The 15,834-nt window shown below is 64.5% G+C and carries 11 protein-coding genes; 6 read left to right on the top strand and 5 right to left on the bottom strand.

Annotated elements, in window-relative coordinates; all coding sequences use genetic code 11:
- Window positions 1-83 precede the first annotated feature (83 nt).
- Window positions 84-1,196, bottom strand: a complete 1,113-nt coding sequence (locus AC1DIO_RS28450) for a sugar porter family MFS transporter (protein WP_476854428.1) — start codon at window positions 1,194-1,196, stop codon at window positions 84-86.
- A gap of 193 nt (window positions 1,197-1,389) precedes the next feature.
- Between AC1DIO_RS28450 and AC1DIO_RS28445 the strand changes: the two genes are divergently transcribed.
- The 5 genes from AC1DIO_RS28445 to AC1DIO_RS28425 all read left to right on the top strand — a co-directional run bounded on the left by AC1DIO_RS28445 (window position 1,390) and on the right by AC1DIO_RS28425 (window position 9,221).
- Window positions 1,390-2,727, top strand: coding sequence for a DegT/DnrJ/EryC1/StrS family aminotransferase (locus tag AC1DIO_RS28445; RefSeq protein ID WP_441504466.1), 1,338 nt, complete (start codon window positions 1,390-1,392; stop codon window positions 2,725-2,727).
- Window positions 2,728-2,761: 34 nt separating this feature from the next.
- Window positions 2,762-4,135 (top strand): sugar porter family MFS transporter, encoded by a 1,374-nt coding sequence (locus tag AC1DIO_RS28440; protein WP_476854427.1) that lies wholly within the window; start codon window positions 2,762-2,764, stop codon window positions 4,133-4,135.
- 86 nt (window positions 4,136-4,221) lie between these two features.
- Window positions 4,222-4,500 carry a hypothetical protein gene (locus AC1DIO_RS28435; protein ID WP_441504468.1) on the top strand — a complete coding sequence of 93 codons (279 nt, stop codon included), beginning with the start codon at window positions 4,222-4,224 and terminating at the stop codon, window positions 4,498-4,500.
- Complete coding sequence (locus AC1DIO_RS28430; protein WP_441504469.1) at window positions 4,487-6,115, top strand: GMC oxidoreductase; 1,629 nt, start codon at window positions 4,487-4,489, stop codon at window positions 6,113-6,115. The genes AC1DIO_RS28435 and AC1DIO_RS28430 overlap by 14 nt, the downstream gene beginning before the upstream one ends.
- 229 nt (window positions 6,116-6,344) lie before the next feature.
- A complete protein-coding gene (locus AC1DIO_RS28425) occupies window positions 6,345-9,221 on the top strand; it encodes a hypothetical protein (protein WP_476854426.1) in 2,877 nt (958 codons plus the stop codon).
- Window positions 9,222-9,558: 337 nt separating this feature from the next.
- On the opposite strand, the gene AC1DIO_RS28420 is transcribed toward AC1DIO_RS28425, so the two are convergent.
- The 4 genes from AC1DIO_RS28420 to AC1DIO_RS28405 all read right to left on the bottom strand — a co-directional run bounded on the left by AC1DIO_RS28420 (window position 9,559) and on the right by AC1DIO_RS28405 (window position 14,228).
- The gene (locus tag AC1DIO_RS28420; RefSeq protein WP_476854425.1) at window positions 9,559-9,906 is read right to left on the bottom strand and encodes a hypothetical protein; all 348 of its coding nucleotides are present in this window, start codon (window positions 9,904-9,906) and stop codon (window positions 9,559-9,561) included.
- 36 nt (window positions 9,907-9,942) lie between these two features.
- Window positions 9,943-11,478 carry a serine hydrolase gene (locus tag AC1DIO_RS28415; RefSeq protein ID WP_441504472.1) on the bottom strand — a complete coding sequence of 512 codons (1,536 nt, stop codon included), beginning with the start codon at window positions 11,476-11,478 and terminating at the stop codon, window positions 9,943-9,945.
- Between the two features lie 101 nt (window positions 11,479-11,579).
- A complete protein-coding gene (locus tag AC1DIO_RS28410) occupies window positions 11,580-12,395 on the bottom strand; it encodes a hypothetical protein (RefSeq protein ID WP_476854424.1) in 816 nt (271 codons plus the stop codon).
- 639 nt (window positions 12,396-13,034) lie between these two features.
- A complete protein-coding gene (locus AC1DIO_RS28405) occupies window positions 13,035-14,228 on the bottom strand; it encodes a serine hydrolase domain-containing protein (protein WP_441504474.1) in 1,194 nt (397 codons plus the stop codon).
- A gap of 599 nt (window positions 14,229-14,827) precedes the next feature.
- Between AC1DIO_RS28405 and AC1DIO_RS28400 the strand changes: the two genes are divergently transcribed.
- Window positions 14,828-15,763 (top strand): alpha/beta fold hydrolase, encoded by a 936-nt coding sequence (locus AC1DIO_RS28400; RefSeq protein WP_441504475.1) that lies wholly within the window; start codon window positions 14,828-14,830, stop codon window positions 15,761-15,763.
- The last annotated feature ends 71 nt before the right edge of the window (window positions 15,764-15,834 follow it).

Raw genomic sequence — 15,834 nt, 5'->3', positions numbered from 1 at the left:
AAAGGAGCAAGCCTAAGCCAGCAGAGGACCCGCCATGTCACCGCCCGACAGGGGGCGGCATCATCTCGGAATCCGGGGGCGGATTAATCTCGGAACGAGGGGGCGACATCAAATCGGAATCCGGGGGCGGCATCCCTCGGAATCAGCAGAAAAAGCTCCGACATCAGCACATAGGGCAGCGGGCCGAGACTCAGCGCGAAGGCCGCGATGAAGACTGCGAGGCCCGCCAGGCCGACCCAGGGCCAGCCGAGCTGGGAGGCGACGATGACCGCGGCGAGCCCGATCGCCATCGCTCCCGAGCCGAAGATCAGCAGCGGCCTGCGGCCCAGGCGATCAACCATGGCGATGGCCGCGATCGTGGCGAGGACATTGACAAGGCCTAGGCCGAAGGTAGCGGCCAGTGCGGCGGTTCCGGCGGAGAAGCCGAGCTCCTGGAAGATGCGGGGGGCGTAGTAGAGGATGCCGTCGATGCCGCTCAGGTTCTGCAGCACGAAGAGGGCGCTGCACAGCAGAAGCACAGCTACAGTGCTGCCGCGCCGGAGCAGAGCGCCGCGGCTGGCGCCGGCATGGGAGAGGACGGGCCGGGCCTCCCGCCATTCATCGGCGAGGCCGAGCGTTTGCGCCGCCTTCAGAACCGCTGCGTGGTCACCCCGCGCCGCCAGCCAGCGCGGGCTTTCGGGCAGCAGCAGGATTGCCAGCAGGCAAAGGCCAATGGGGAGGATGCCGGCGCCGAGCAGGATCGGCCAGGGCACGCGTGCTGCGTAGGCGAGCGTGACGCCATAGGCACCGAGAATGCCAAGGGTGATTGCGAGCTGGAACATCGAGACCACCGCGCCGCGCCGGCGCGCCGGCGTCGTCTCGGCCGCGTACATCGGTACCACCATTGAAAGCAGGCCGATGCACAGCCCGGCAAGGCTGCGTCCTGCCAGCAATCCGCCAAGTCCGAACCTGGCCAGGATCAGCGTATAGCCGAGCCCGCCGAGCGCGGCCGCCAGCATGATCGTCCGTCTTCTGCCCCATCGGGCCGAGATGGGGCYGGCCATGGCGGCGCCGACGAAGCAGCCGAGTACCAGGATCCCGACGACGAGCTGTTCCCCCCGTTCCGAAAGTCCAAACTCTGCCTTTATAAGATCCAGAACGCCGGAGACAGATGCTATACCGAAGCCGAAAGCAGTTCCGCTGGCGAATATGAGCATCAAGATCAATAATATTGGATCTCGTAATCTGTAAATCCAAATATTTCTAATCATTTCGAATTATTTCCAGAATTAAATGCCGGATTTGTTCTTCTGTTTCATGCTACAAGCGGTGCATTGGCGAGATCAACATCTTCCCGGATTTGATGGTCTGGCCGCCCCCAGGCCGACGAGCTGCCTACAGGAGATATTCATGACCGATCTGGCCGAGACAGGATCGCGGATTGGTCAGGAGCGGGCCAATCGGCTCGCCATCGACGGTGGTGTTCCGGTCCGGCGCGAGCCGCTGCCCTGGGAACTGCCTGGGGTCCACTGGATCGGCGAAGAAGAGCGCGAACTGGTCGATCGCGTCGTGCGCGCGCGCAGCCCATTCCGCTTCTACGGCCCCGATCCGCAGCATATGGTCGAGACCCTGGAGCGCGAATGGTGTGAAGCCTTCGGACATCGCCACGCGCTCGGGGTGTCGTCGGGGACGGCGGCTCTGACGATTGCGCTGTCGGCGCTTGGGGTCGGCCCGGGCGACGAGGTCTTCGTGCCCGGCTATCTCTGGGTGAGCTGCCTCTCGGCCGTGGTGCGGGTCGGCGCCATTCCCCGCCTGGTCGATATCGACGAGACCTTCTGCATCGATCCCGAAGATCTCCGGCGCAAGATCGGGCCCCAGAGCCGCGCGGTGCTGTGCGTGCATATGAGCGGAGCGCCAGGCCGCATCACCGAGATCGCGGAGATCTGTCGCGCCCATGGCCTGGGGCTGGTCGAGGATTGCGCCCAGGCGGCCGGCGCGCATGTCGGCGGGCTGGCGGTCGGGCGCTTCGGCGATATCGGCATCTTCAGCTTCCAACTGAACAAGAACATGACCTCTGGCGATGGCGGGATGATCGTCGCCGAAGATGATGCGCTGTTCCGGCGTATCGCGGCACTGCACGACCTCGGCTATCCCCGAAACGAGAAGGGCCGGCTCGACGCCTCCGACGAGGCCTGCCAGCTCTGGGGCATGGGCGCGCGCATGTCGGAGCTCGCGGGCGCGATGGCGCTGGCGCAGATGCGCAAATTGTCGCGCATCACCGGCGCGATGCGGGGCTCGAAATGGCGCATTCGCCAGCAGCTTGCGGATCTGCGCGGCATCAGCTTCCGCCATATCCCGGACCCGGCCGGAGATACCGGTCCGTTCCTGCTGATGCTGCTGCCCGATGCCGACCTGGCGCGACGCTTCGTCGATGCGCTGCGCGCCGAGGGAATCGCCGGGCCGCCCGGCAGCCTCGCCTGCATCACCATGCAGGAATGGGGCATGCATTGGTATTTCAACATTCCAAGTCTGGTCCAGCGTCGGTCCAACAGCCGGGACGGCTTCCCCTGGACACACCCCGCCAATGCCTTCGCCGAAGCCTATGATTACCGCGTTGGGGCGTTGCCGCGATGCGACGATTTCCATGCGCGCGGCGCCTTGCTCGCCATCGGCTCGACGCTGACCGAAGCCGACGAAAGCGACATCGTCACTGCATTCCGCAAGGTGGCGAACGGCCTGCTGCCCTGATGCGCGCCATTCCAGATCAACCAAGGCCGAGATGATGATCTATTTCATAGCCGCCATCGCAGGCATTGCCGGATTCCTGTTCGGCTTCGACGAGGGTGTCATCGCCGGCGCGCTGCATCTTCTGCGCGGCGAATTCGCGATCAGCCCGTTCGACGAGGGGCTGATGACCGCTGCCGTCCCGCTCGGCGCGCTGGGCGGGGCGCTGCTGGCCGGGCGCACCACCGAAACCTATGGCCGTCGTGCCCTGCTGCTGGTCGCCGCGGTGCTGTTTGCTGCGGGGGCGCTGTTCTCAGCCGCGGCTGGCGCGGTCTGGATGCTGACGGCGTMGCGTCTGCTGCTCGGGCTGGCCGTCGGCATCGCAGCGATGGTGGCGCCGCTCTACATTTCCGAGAGTGCGCCCGCCGAAAAGCGCGGCATGCTCGTCTCGATCTATCAGCTGGCGATCACGCTCGGCATTCTCGGTGCCTATGTCGTCGACTTCGCGTTCGCGGAGTCCTGGCGGCTGATGTTCCTGATGGGGGTCCTGCCGGCGCTCGCTCTGCTGATCGGCATGTATCGCATGGGCGACACGCCGCGCTGGCTCGCCCTTAAGGGCCGCACCGAAGAGGCGCGTCTGGCGATCGCGCGGATTCGCGACCTTGCGCCTCAGGATCCCGCGGTCGATGCCGAACTGGCGAGCATCCGGCAGGCGGTGCAGCAGCGGACGAGGCCCGGCACCTGGGCGGACTTGCTCAGCCCGTCGGTTCGCCCAGCGCTGGTGGTCGGCATGGGGTTGTTCTTCCTGCAGCAGCTCAGCGGCATCAATGCCGTGATCTATTATGCGCCGACGGTCTTCAAGGAATCGGGTTTCAACTCGACCTCGACCCAGATCTTGGCGACGGTCGGGATCGGCATCGTCAATGTCGCGATGACCTTCGTCGGAATGTATCTGATCGACCGGATCGGACGGCGTCGGCTGCTTTTCATCGGCTTTGCCGGAACGGCCCTCAGCCTCGGCATGATCGCCATCGCAGCGGCGACCGACGCGGAGGCGCTGGATATCCTCGCGACGATTGGCCTCGTGCTCTATGTCGCGGCCTTCGCAGCCAGCATCGGTCCCTTGCCCTGGGTGATGATGTCCGAGATCTTCCCGCTCAAGGTCCGAAGTCTCGGCATGAGTGTGGCTTCGCTCGCCAACTGGGCCTTCAACTTCCTGGTCGTGTTCTCCTTCCCCATGCTCGTCAGCAGCTTCGGTCTTGGCGGGGTTTTCGCGGTCTATGCGCTGGTCTGCGCGGCCGGGCTGGTCTTCACCTATCTGCTGGTCCCGGAGACCAATGGTGTCTCGCTCGAAGAGATCGAACGGCATCTGGAATCGGGGCGGCCGTTCCGGACGCTTGATGCGGGCCCGGTTCGGGTCGTGACGGCATGAGCCTCATGCCGCCGGTTCTCGACAGACAGCCGCAGGAGCACGTCGATGCAGCCGGAGGGGCTGCCTCCCAAGATGCGGAGCGGTTGATGGCCGCACTGATCGGGCTCAGTCCGTATCGCGCGGTCCTGCTTCCGCTTCTGACCGACATCACGCGGATTGCACGAGCCAACCGGCAGATCGGGGCGGCGCTCGTAGCGGTCGAGCAGCGCGCCGATTTCGCGCATACAGGGCGGTTGCGCCGCGCCGATCTCGGTCCTGACCGGACCGCGCTCTTCGGCTTCCTCGAATATATCCGCTTCGCCTCGCCGGATTTCTTGCGCTCAGTCGGGGAATGGCCCGTGGGAGGCCTGCGTGACCGAGGCTGAATTCTGCGATGTCGTGGTCGTCGGCACCGGGGCCGGCGGCGGCATTCTCGCCCACAAGCTCGCCAAATCCGGCTTGCGCACCATCTCGCTCGAGCATGGCGCAATGCTGCCGGAGGATCATTTCAAGACGACACTGCCGCCCGGCGTGACCAGGGATTTCGGCATCGATCCGAGTACGACCTGGCCCAGCGATCCGCATGACAGCCTCTTCGTCCACCCGCTCTTTGCCGATGGTACTGTTGGCTCGACGGCACGGCCGAAGGAGGGGTTCCGGCATTTCCAGGTCCTCGCCGTCAACGGACTGCAGAATCTCTGGAACGGCGTCAGCGTCCGGTTTTCGGCGGATGACTTCAAATCCTGGCCGTTCTCCTATGCCGATCTGGCCCCGCATTACGGCGCCGTCGAGCGCCTGATCGCCGTCTGCGGCACGAAGGAGGGCCTGCCGGACCTGCCGGACGGCGACTATCTGCCACCGAAGCCGTTGCGCCCGGCCGACCGGCTGGTCGTCAACGCGGTCAAGTCGCTGAACGACGCGCATTCCCATGCCATCCCGAACCGCAAGGCGATCAACACCCGGGCTGGAACCCCGACATCCTGCATCTCGACGGGGATGTGTACCTCGGGCTGCCCGGTCGGCGCGGTCTATAAATTCTCGACGCGGCTGCTGCCGCAGATCGTTGACCTGCCGAACTACGAGCTGCGGACCCAGGCAAAGGTGGTTCGCCTGCTCCGCGATGGCAGCAGCCGGCGGATCGATGGGGTCGAGTATCTCGACCTGGCGACCGGCGAGCGGCGGCTTCTGCGTGCCGGCGTCGTCGTGCTGGCCGCGGGAGCGCTCGAGACGCCGCGCATCCTGTTCAATTCGGCCGATGACGCCGATCCCGCCGGCCTCGGCAACCGGCATGGGCGCGTCGGGGCAGGGCTGCAGGACAATCCCAAGGTCGTGCTTTCCACCTCCCTGCTGAAGCTCTGGGGCAAGCGCCGCGATTACGACCTCGGCTATGGCGATCTGCTGATCCTGCTGTCGCAAGGCAAGCTTGCGAGTGGCGCGCCCTTCCCCTTCATCGGCCATGCCATCCACAGCGCGCCTGACGTGCCGCATTATCTGACCGCGATGCGCGGCTTTCCGCCCTTCCTGAAGGAACGGCTCGCGCGGATGATGTTCCACAGCTACGTCACGCTGGGCCTGTTCTGCCAGGGCGAGGCGACGCCTGGAAACCGGGTGCGTCCGGGCCGGAGCGTCGATGCCTATGGCGTCCCGCAGGTCGAGGTCGATTTCACCATTCCTGCAGCGAGCCATCAGATGATGGACGCGATGACGGTCTGGGGCAGGCGCGTGCTGCGGCGGGCCTCCGCCACGATGATCTACGCCAGCCGCGACAACAGCGGCACCGGCATCCATTATGCCGGCACCACGGCCATTGCGCAGGATCCGCGACGCGGCGTTGTCGATGCCGACCTGAAGAGCCATGACATCGACAACCTCTATATCTGCGATGGCGGGGTCATTCCTGAGCTCCCCGACAAACACTTGACGCTGACGATCATGGCGCTGGCCGACAGACTGGCTGGCCATCTGGTCAAGGTCGCGAAGCAGCAGCAGGTCACGGCGTGACGCCCGAGGTCGTGGCGAGAGAAATCGGGGACAGGAGCTGCTGCTCCTCCGATCAGAATGAGGCTGCGCGGTGAGTAGGAGGGATGCGCTTGCGCTCTGCTCATCTTGTGCGCAGCCTCAAACGGAATGTCGCCCGGGTTGATTCATGCTCCGCACGATCGCGCTATTTGTCTTGCTGGCCCTGGTGCCAGGACTTGCGTTCGCGTCCCAGTGTCCCGCTGAACGCCCGATGCCGCTCGTGCCGGCCGACGCTGCCCTTTGCGCCGCGCTCGACCGGGATATCCGAAGGCCCGGCGCCTTTCCTCTCGATGTCTACCAGGAAAAGCTCGGCCGCTATCTCGGCGCCTTCTGCCACCGCAACCTTGCCGCGGGCTGGCGCGTCGACAAGATGGTTCGCGATACCGGGCCGTTCACCGCGACGCTGCGCAACGACAAGACCAGCGGCAATTACCATGGCACCCATGCACCGGTGGTCATCTGGTACTCGCCGGAAATGTTCGGCTGGCTGAAGGCCAACCGGACGCAGGCCCATGAGGGGACAGCGGAGCCCCCCGTGCCTGACGGGGCGATGATGATMAAGGAGATGTTCCCGGCGCCTGCCGCATTGTGCCGCGATGTCGATCCGCTGCGGCTGCTGCCGACGAGCGGTGCGGCCGTGATGGTGCGCGACGCGAAGGCCTCGCATGACGGCTGGTTCTGGGGCTGGTTCGGATGGAGCGACTGGAAGCCCGATTGGCCGGCGGGGCCCGGCAACGGCTACCCGAACATGGGTTTCGGTCAGTACTGCGTGAACTGCCATGCCAGCGCCAAGGCCAATTCGACCTTCGCGGACCTGAAGAACATCAAGGGAGAGCCCGGGCGCCCGCTGGTCTTCCTGAGCCAGAACGCCTTCACCGACCGTTCCGCCCAAGCTCATGACKACCTGTCCGCGATGCTCAACCACCTGCGCATCGTGCAGGAATCCGACGACATCACGCTGCTCGGCGCTCCGGCCCGCGAAAGCCCTGCGCCCGAGTTCACCACTTTCTACGGCATCCCGTTTCCGCATCCGACCGCAGACAAGGTGATGCGGATGCCATCCCAGACCTATGACGTGGTCTGGGCCAGTGCGAACCGGCGCGAGGCCCAGCAGCAGTTCCTGACCTCGGACCAGTGCCTCGGCTGCCACGATGCCGGGTCGACCGGGTTGCATTTCGACATGACGCTGCCGGGGCCGGACGGCCGCTTCCTCAATCTTTCGCCCTATGGCACCTGGAGTTCGTCGCCCATGGGCCTGGCCGGACGCGACCCGGTCTTCTTCGCCCAGCTCGCAAGCGAGACGGAGACCTTCCATCCCGAAGCCGCCGAGCTCGTGCAGGACACCTGCCTCGGCTGCCACGGCGTGATGGGGCAGCGGCAGTTCAAGATCGACGAGAGAGCAAGGGGCAAGGGCTGCTCGCCGTTCCCGCGTGCCGCCGTCGCTGCCGTGCCCTGGCCCGCCGGCCATTCCGGCCTGGAGGCCCGGCACGGTGCGCTCGCCCGCGACGGCGTATCCTGCACAACTTGTCACGCCATGGCGCTGAGCGAGGCCGAACGGAGCCGGGTCAAGGCGCAGCCGCAGAACAGTTGCGTCGAGGAGCGCCAGGAACGGCTCAACCCGGAGAATACCGGCTTCGCCAGGACCTTCACCGGCAGCTTCCTGATGGGCGCGATGACCGAGATGAAGGGGCCATTCGAGGGCCCCAAGGCGAAGCCGATGGAGAATGCACTCGGCATGACGCCGCTGCAAAACCCCGCCATCAAGAGCTCGGAGGTTTGTGGCAGCTGCCACACGGTTCACCTGCCGGTGCTCGACAAGGGCAAGGTCATCGGACACACCTACGAGCAGACGACCTATGCGGAATGGGCGTTCAGCGATTTCCGTACCGGCCAGTCGCCCGACGGAGCGCTGCCATTCGGCGCCGGCAAGAGCCCCGAAACCTGCCAGGGCTGTCACATGCCCAGCCGCGATGCGGACGGACACCCGTATCGCAGCAAGATTGCCAGCATCCAGGAATATTCAAACTTCCCTCAGGCGGAGCACACCTTGCCGCCCGAGGAGATCGACCTGCCCGTGCGCTCCGGCTTCGCCAGCCATGTGCTGGTCGGTTTGAACTCGTTCCTGATCAAGATGGCGCAGCAGTTCCCGGAGCTGATGGGAATCCGGACGCAAGATCCGATGCTGACGAAGAAAGGGGTCGATCCGCTGCTCTTCACCGAGAAGGCGATCGACCACCAGGCTGCGGAACGCACCGCCGCGATCGCCGTCGAAAGCGTCAGGATGACTGAATCGGCGCTGGAGGCGTCGGTACGTGTCACCAACAAAACTGGGCACAAATTCCCGAGCGGCGTCGGCTTCCGGCGCGCATTCATCGCGTTCAAGGTGCTCGACACCGGCGGCAAGGCGATCTGGGCTTCGGGGCGCACTGACGCACTCGGCGTCATCACCGACGGGATGGGCGCGCCCGTCGCCGGCGAAGTCTGGTGGAATGCGGATTGCTCGGCCAGACTCGATCCGCTCGCGCATCAGCCGCATCGGGAGGTGATCACCCGGCAGGATCAGGTCCAGATCTATCAGGAGCTGGTTTCGAGCCCCCCGCTGTCCGGGCCGGCCCAGTGTGGCATCGGCTCCCAGCCCGCGGGGCAGTTGACCACGAGCTTCCTGTCGATCTGCTCGAATGTGAAGGACAATCGCCTGCTGCCGAGGGGCTATCTCGGGCGCGATGACCGGGTGAAGCTCGCGGCCTCCCTCGGCGCCGGCTCGGAACTGGCTGACGAGGCCGGACCTGTGCAGGTCGGTGACGATCCCGACTATCGGGAGGGTGGCGGCGACGCGACGCTCTATCGCATCGCCCTGTCGGAGATCGACGGTAAGCCAGCTGCCATCGAGGCGACGCTCTTCTACCAGGCGATGCCGCCGTTCTACCTTCAGGACCGTTTCTGCACCTCGAAGAGCGAGGATACCAAGCGGCTGCATTTCATGGCCGGGCGTCTCAACCTCGCGGGGTCCCGATCCGAGGGCTGGAAGCTGCGCACGGTGACGACAGGGGCCGTTACCATTGCGGGCGGTGCTCAGCGGCAAGATTGAATGAAGCGGATCGGCTGCGGCGTGCGCCAGCGGGGTCTCTCGCCGCGGAGTTGGTTACCCCACTATCGGTCAGGGCGAGAATGGCATCGCTGACCTTGCTCTCCGCAAACCCGGACGTCGGGTTCTGTGGGGCACGCGGCACGAAGCCGCGCGTCTTCGCACTTCAAGACCAAGGCTTCCGGCGCGGCGGGTTCGGCTGTCGATGGGATTGGCCGTTCGGCCTGCCCTGGAACCACGGCCCTGGTTGGGCATAGTCGCCGCCTCACGCTGGATCGGTCCAACGCGAGGCGGCGTAAGCTCAATGCCGCTCCCCGGATGATGGAGCGGTCGTCAGGTCTTACCAGCCACGCTGCTGCTTGATCATCTGCTTTTGCGCCTCCTTCTGGTGACGCCAGTAGTCCTTCTGCGCTTCCTGCTGCATTTGATAGTAATCGCGGATGCGCTCCTTCCGGGACGTCGTGTCCCGGTAACGCTGCCAGTCGTAGTGATTGTCGTGAACGTAATTGTCCTGATCGCCCAGGAAATCGATGATCCCGCGAAACATGTCGCCGGCTGGCAAGATATGCCGCTGCTCGCTCATGGTCTGAGAGGGAGCAGTGACCGGGGCCGCGTAAGCCGCAGCGGCAGCCATGCTCAGGGCAAGGACCAACGAAGTCCGGGCCAGCTTGTGGGAGAGGGTGCTCATGGGCTCGTCCTTGGAATGGCGCGGAAGGGTTCAGGCCTATTGGCCAGGCTGGCGTGTGAAGACATGCGGCAGTTCCGGAGACAGCCAGCGGAGTTCGGCGATGCTGCCGGAACCGTCGCGCTCGAACCGGATCTGGGTGAAGGGAACATCGCCGGCGATGGCCACGATCGGCTCATAGCCAGCTGTCGCCATGAGGCGCGCCGAAAACAGGTTCGGATCATCCTTGCTGGATACGAGCAGAGCGACCGCGTCGGTCTTTTCGAGAGTCATCTGCAGTTTTCCGTCGACGGCGGCGACCGTCGCCGTGCCGAGAACCGGAGAGACATAGCTCCCGACAAGTACGCCGGCAGAGGGAGCAAGCGGCCCTGGGATGAAGGCGGCCGCCTGTTTGCGCTGCAGCTCACGGTTTGTCCGCATGGCGGCGGCGGCGAGTGCGATGTTGTCGACCTCGGGATTGCCGAGAACCCGGTCGTAAAACCATTGCGCGAGCGCATCCGCCATGGCCGCATTGCCGAGATTGGTCAGGATCACGATGCCGGTCCTGCCATCTGGCAGGAAGCCGGCATGGGCGCCGAAGCCCGGGGTTCCGCCATTATGCCAGATCACGCGCCCGTTTGGCGTGGCGTTGACGACCCAGCCGACGGCATAGCTGACGCGCTCGCTCATCGCGACGCGCGGTGTCCAGGTGACATCGAGGTTCTCCTCGGAGACCAGGGCCTTCTCTCCGAAATGCCCGCGCCCGAGCTGCAGGCGCAGCCATTGGGCCATATCCTTGACATTGGAGTTGAAGGCGCCAGCGGGGCCGTACGCATAGGGGAAGGCAGCGTGGAACGGGATTGCGACCGGGCGCTCGGCAAATCTGTGGCCGGTGGCATGGTCGGCGGTTTGCGTGATGGCTTCCAGGGTGGCCGTCGTCGATGACATGCCAAGGGGATCAAGCAGCGTCCGCTTCACCGACTCGTACCAGCTTGGCGAGCCGTTCACCTTCGCCAGCACCTCGCCGGCGACCATGTGCGGGATGTTGAGATAGCCGAACTGCGAGCGGAAGATGCCCGTCTGCGGCGCGACGCGCAGAGACTGGATCAGCGTCTGCTTGTCAAAGCCGAGAAGGGTCAGGTCGTCATTGACGTAAGGGGTGAGGCCGGAGCGCTGCGCGGCGAGGTCGAGGATGCGGAAATCGCGCGAGATCCATGGATCGGCCAACTGGAAGGTGGGTATATGATCGATGACGGGATCGGCCCATTTCAGCCGGCCGGCATCCACCGCCTGGGCGAGCGACGTCGCGAGGAACGCCTTGGTCGTCGAGCCGATCTGGAAAATGGTGTCGGGCGTGACGCGGTCGGCCTTGTCGATCGTCTTGACGCCGAAGCCCTTGCTGTAGATGAGCCGGTCGTCGAAGACGATGCCGATGGCCATGCCAGGAACCGAGAACTCCTTCATCCCGGCAGCAGCCTGTTTCTCGAGGCCGGGCAGGAGCGCCTGAAGCCTTTCGCCTGTGATTTCCGCCTTGGAAGGATGAACGGCAGCGAGCGTGAAGAGCGCCGCAGCGACAAGACTACCGCAGTGTTTCATGGTTATCCACTTTCGGACAAAGTGCATTGACACGTCATTTGGTGCCAATATTTGGCATAAATGCCATGGAGGCTGGGAAGCAGGGATTTGGTGGTTTGAATCTAATGCCATGATGCTGATTTTTGTAAGAATTCAGAAGATGGTATTCGATCGATGATCCGCTCAAGTGATGTCAAATCTTTAAGTTTCGCTTCACAAAGGCCGGAGGACGAAGGCGCATTCAGGAAATCAACGATGCCGGAACCTAGTGCGACCGTTGCGGCATCGCCGCGATAGCCGAGCGCGGCCAATTCACTCTCGACCAGTGCCCCGTCCGCATCGAGATAGCCCGTGCGCGCGACCAGATCCTGGGCCTGGCCGCCATGCGCCCTCAGAAGCAGGATGCGGCAGGCGGCGGCCCGAGCGTCGGGATCATGCACTGCCGCGCCGCTGAGAATGCCGCCGATGAGATTGGCCGGCAGGGTGGGCAGGTTCAGCGCCAGAAGGAACAGCCGCTGCGTGTAGGAGCAGGCGAGGGCACTCTGTGCGGTACGGCCATCGCTCAGCAATTGCCCGCTCATGCGGACCTGACGGTTGAACAGGTTCTCGCTGTAGCTGATCTGCAGGCGCTGCATGGCATCGGCGTGGATTGCCACTGTCCCGATGATCAACCGGCCCGCCTCGACGCGAGACCAGGCCGGTGAGATCGCGAGATAGACGCCCTCCAGCCAATGCTCGCCGGGGCGCAGCCCACTTCGCCCGGCTACCGACGATTCGACTACGGTCAGGGCGGGGGGCGAGCCCGACCGTAGGCCTGCCTCGCTCCGCAGCGCCGAGAGCGCGGTTTCCGGCACGGCGAACTGGGTGCTGATCGCGTCCTGAAACTCATCGAAGGAGGACGAGGCGAGGAACGGAGCGGTCAGCATGCCGCCGAGCACCCGCGCCCAATCCTCATAAACGCTGGATGCGCGGGGCACGGCCTTGCCGCTGAGCCATTTATAGGCGTTCTGGGGCACGAACAGCGTCGTCCGATTGCTGGCCGCAAAGCGCGCGCAAAGTTCCTTGTGGGTCGAGCAGCCAAGCGCCAGTGACGTCAGCCTCAGCTTCAGGGCGAGGTGACGCGAGGCTGAGACAACCGGTGGCTGGCTATCCATGTCCGCCGGCCGTGTCGCGCTGCCATCCAGTCTGAATTGCTTCACCGCGCTCCCCAACGGTTGCTCTGGACGAGAGGCCGAAACTGGCGACCAAGCTCCAAGAAGGCGACGCCTGTGCGCTGCCCGTCAGGAGGCCGGCCGCCGCGGTCCTTGGAAACGGTGGATCTATGATTGAAGCTAAGTTGAAATCGCGGGCGAGCACCATGACCGTGCATCTCAACTTGATGACCGTCCGTCCAAGGCCGCCGACAGCCCTCGCTCCGCCCGAACTTGCCGTCTACAACGATCGGAGCGGACTGATCGGTCGGGGGCGAGCCAATCTGGCTTGGAGGATGACGGTCATCCCGCCGGCAACGGCGATGCGGTCTTCAGGAAATCCACTCCCCTTGTGGCTTCGGCCCACGCTTTCAGCGCAGTCGGAACCTAGAGAAATGGAACAGGGTGTTCGGGAGCCAGTTTGGCGGCGATGAGAGCGACCGTCGCATCGGCAAGATTGGGAGCGCGTCCACTCCAATCCTCGACAGAGGCGCGGGTGAAGGTGACCGCCACGGCAATGGTTATACGCCCGATTCTCGAGCACTCCTGCGGTAAGGTTCCGACGGCAGAGGCGTAGCCACCGAAAAGAGGGGTTTGAAACACCCAGTCGCCGCGCAGCATGGCGCCGAGCCCATAGTTGAAGCGCTTTGTCAGACTATGGCAGGTTGGGCAGCCTTCGAGCGGCACACCGAAGCCGATCAGGCGTGGCTCTATCATCTGCTTCAGCGATTGCGCGGAGAGAAAGCCAGCGCTTCCGACGATCGTGTCGAAGCTGCGGGCCATGTCGTCAATCGTCGTGACCTGGATCGCACCGGCAGGCAACGTCCATGACGGATTCCAGTAGGTCGCGTCCTCCCACACGCCGCGCTCTGCCGTGAAGGCGTGGATGGCGGGTTCTGGGATCGTCGCGTTGTCGAATCCGAAGGTGCCGCCAAGTTTGAGTGGTGTCAGGATGTACTCGTCCATCAGGCGATGCATCGGCTTGCCCGTGGCCGCCTCGAGAACCTGCCCGAGAATGACGTACCCGCTATGGGAATAGTCCCAGTTTTCTCCGGGGGCAAAGCGCCTCGCCTGGGACAGGCTTACCGCGATGAGATCCTGCGGCTTCCACGTCCTGAAGGGATCCTCGATGAATGGCTTCACGAATTTTTCGTCATTGGCGACATGATCGGGATACCCCGCCGTCATGTTCGCCAGCATACGGATGGTCGCCTTGCCTGAGGCGGGCAGATCAGGGAGCCAGCGCGAGATGGGCATGTCGAGATCGACGATGCCTTCCTCCGCGAGTCTCAAGGCAAGCGCTGCAATATATGTGAGGGCCACGGCCCCGTTGCGGAAACGCCCATCTATCTTCGCCGGCACGCCGGTCATCGCTTCGCCAAGCGCGAGGCTCGTCACGTCCTTGCCGTCGATGCGCACCTGCAAGAGAAGCGAATTCAGGTGGTGCTTTTCGAACTGCGCAGAAGCGATTGAGCGGATCTCTTCCAGGCTCCTTAGGTCGAGTTCCTGCGCCTGCGCGATTGGCCATGATGCGCCGACGCAGCCCATGAATATGACAGCGAGCCTAGCCGCAAAGAACATTTGGCGCCCCAAAAKCTGAGGGTTGCGAAGGCAATGGTCGCGAGAAGGACGTCGCCAGGATCATCGCCGAACGGATATCGCGGAGCTGACGATGGCGAGCTTTGGGGCATGCCGCAGTCGCTACGGGCGTGGGACAAGGGGAAACTTCGATTGAAACTAAGGGGATATCGTTGCCAGGCACCATGACCGTACATCCCAACTTGATGACCGCGCGTCCGGGATCGCCGCCTGTTCCTGCGCCCGAGCGGCCTTACCCCTGCAGCGATCGGAACCGGACTGATCGGGTGGAGGTGCCGAGAGTTGGGATGGGCTCTGAATGCACGAAGCCGACCTGATCTGCCTCTTGAAACGTCCTCGGTGCACCGGCCAAATCGGCCGGCCTGCGTGCATGCTGGAGTAAGGGCTCTCCAAGGTCGATTTCGACACGTTCGGCGAGGCTGCCTGGAATGCAGCCAGTGAGGCGAAGCCGAAGTTCTGCTTCGGAAGGCCCTCGTTTGCGTCGCAAGCCGTCGCTGCCTAACCTCCGTGGCCGAGCGTTTGCCGTGTGGGCTCGCTGATCCAGTCAGGGATGCCGAATGCCGCGCCGGAGAGCCCGTTCAATGTCACCTCAGTGCGTCCTCCTCCTGATGATCGGCCTTGTTGCCTCATCAGGCTCAGCGCTTGCGGAGAGCGGCGATGTCTCAGGCGTGGTCAACGTCGACGGCAGCCGCAAGATGTACCTCGGATGTCGTGGCATGGGGGCTCCTGCCGTCGTCATCGTGGCAGGCGCGAGAGCCTCCGCCGCTGATTGGACCCAGTCCGAGCCAGGCAAGGTGAACGTCTTTTCCGCAGTGGCGGGGTTCACGCGGGTCTGCGCCTACGACCGGCCGGGAACTCCGGTCGGCGAAGCGCCGAGCCGCACCGACCCGGTCTCGCAGCCGGTCACCGCGCGGGCAGCAGTCGCCGATCTGCATGCGCTGGTGACCGCTGCCGGCATCGCGACGCCTTTCGTGGTCGTCGGGCATTCCTATGGCGGCCTCGTTAGCCGGCTCTATGCGATGACCTATCCCGACGAGGTGAATGGGATGGTGCTCGTCGATGCCTTGTCAGAGGGGCTTCGGGCAGCGCAGGCCCCTCGTGAATGGGCGATCCAACGCGTGCTGCTCGATGGCGACCTGACTGAAGCCCTCAAAGTCTATCCGGCGATCGAGCGAGTCGATGCGAATCTCAGCTTCGATCAACTGCTCGCTGCCGAGCCGCTCCGACCGATGCCTTTGACCGTGCTGAGCGCGGATCACCCCTGGGGACCGCTCGTCCCGGGGCTTATCGCCGATGGCCGGCTGCCTGCCGACATTCCTTCCGATTTCGGCTACGTCACCGACAGGGCGCAGAGGGAGGCGCAGGCAAAGCTCGCTGCACTCGTGCCGGGCGCCAGGCATGTCACGAACACCGACAGCGGCCACGAGATCCACAAGGAACGGCCGCAGCTCGTGATCGACGCCATCCGCGACGTTGTCGACGCCGCGCGTGACGGCAAGGCCAGCCGGGCGCCGTAACGCCAGCATGCGCCGCCGCGTTTCATGGGAACTTCGCTGAAGGCCTACACGCGAGAGACTGCACGTCGCGA

The sequence above is a fragment of the Allobosea sp. 05T439 genome (assembly GCF_056396005.1).
The sequence above is the reverse complement of the archived record's forward strand: the minus strand, read 5'-3'. Positions and strand labels throughout refer to the sequence as shown.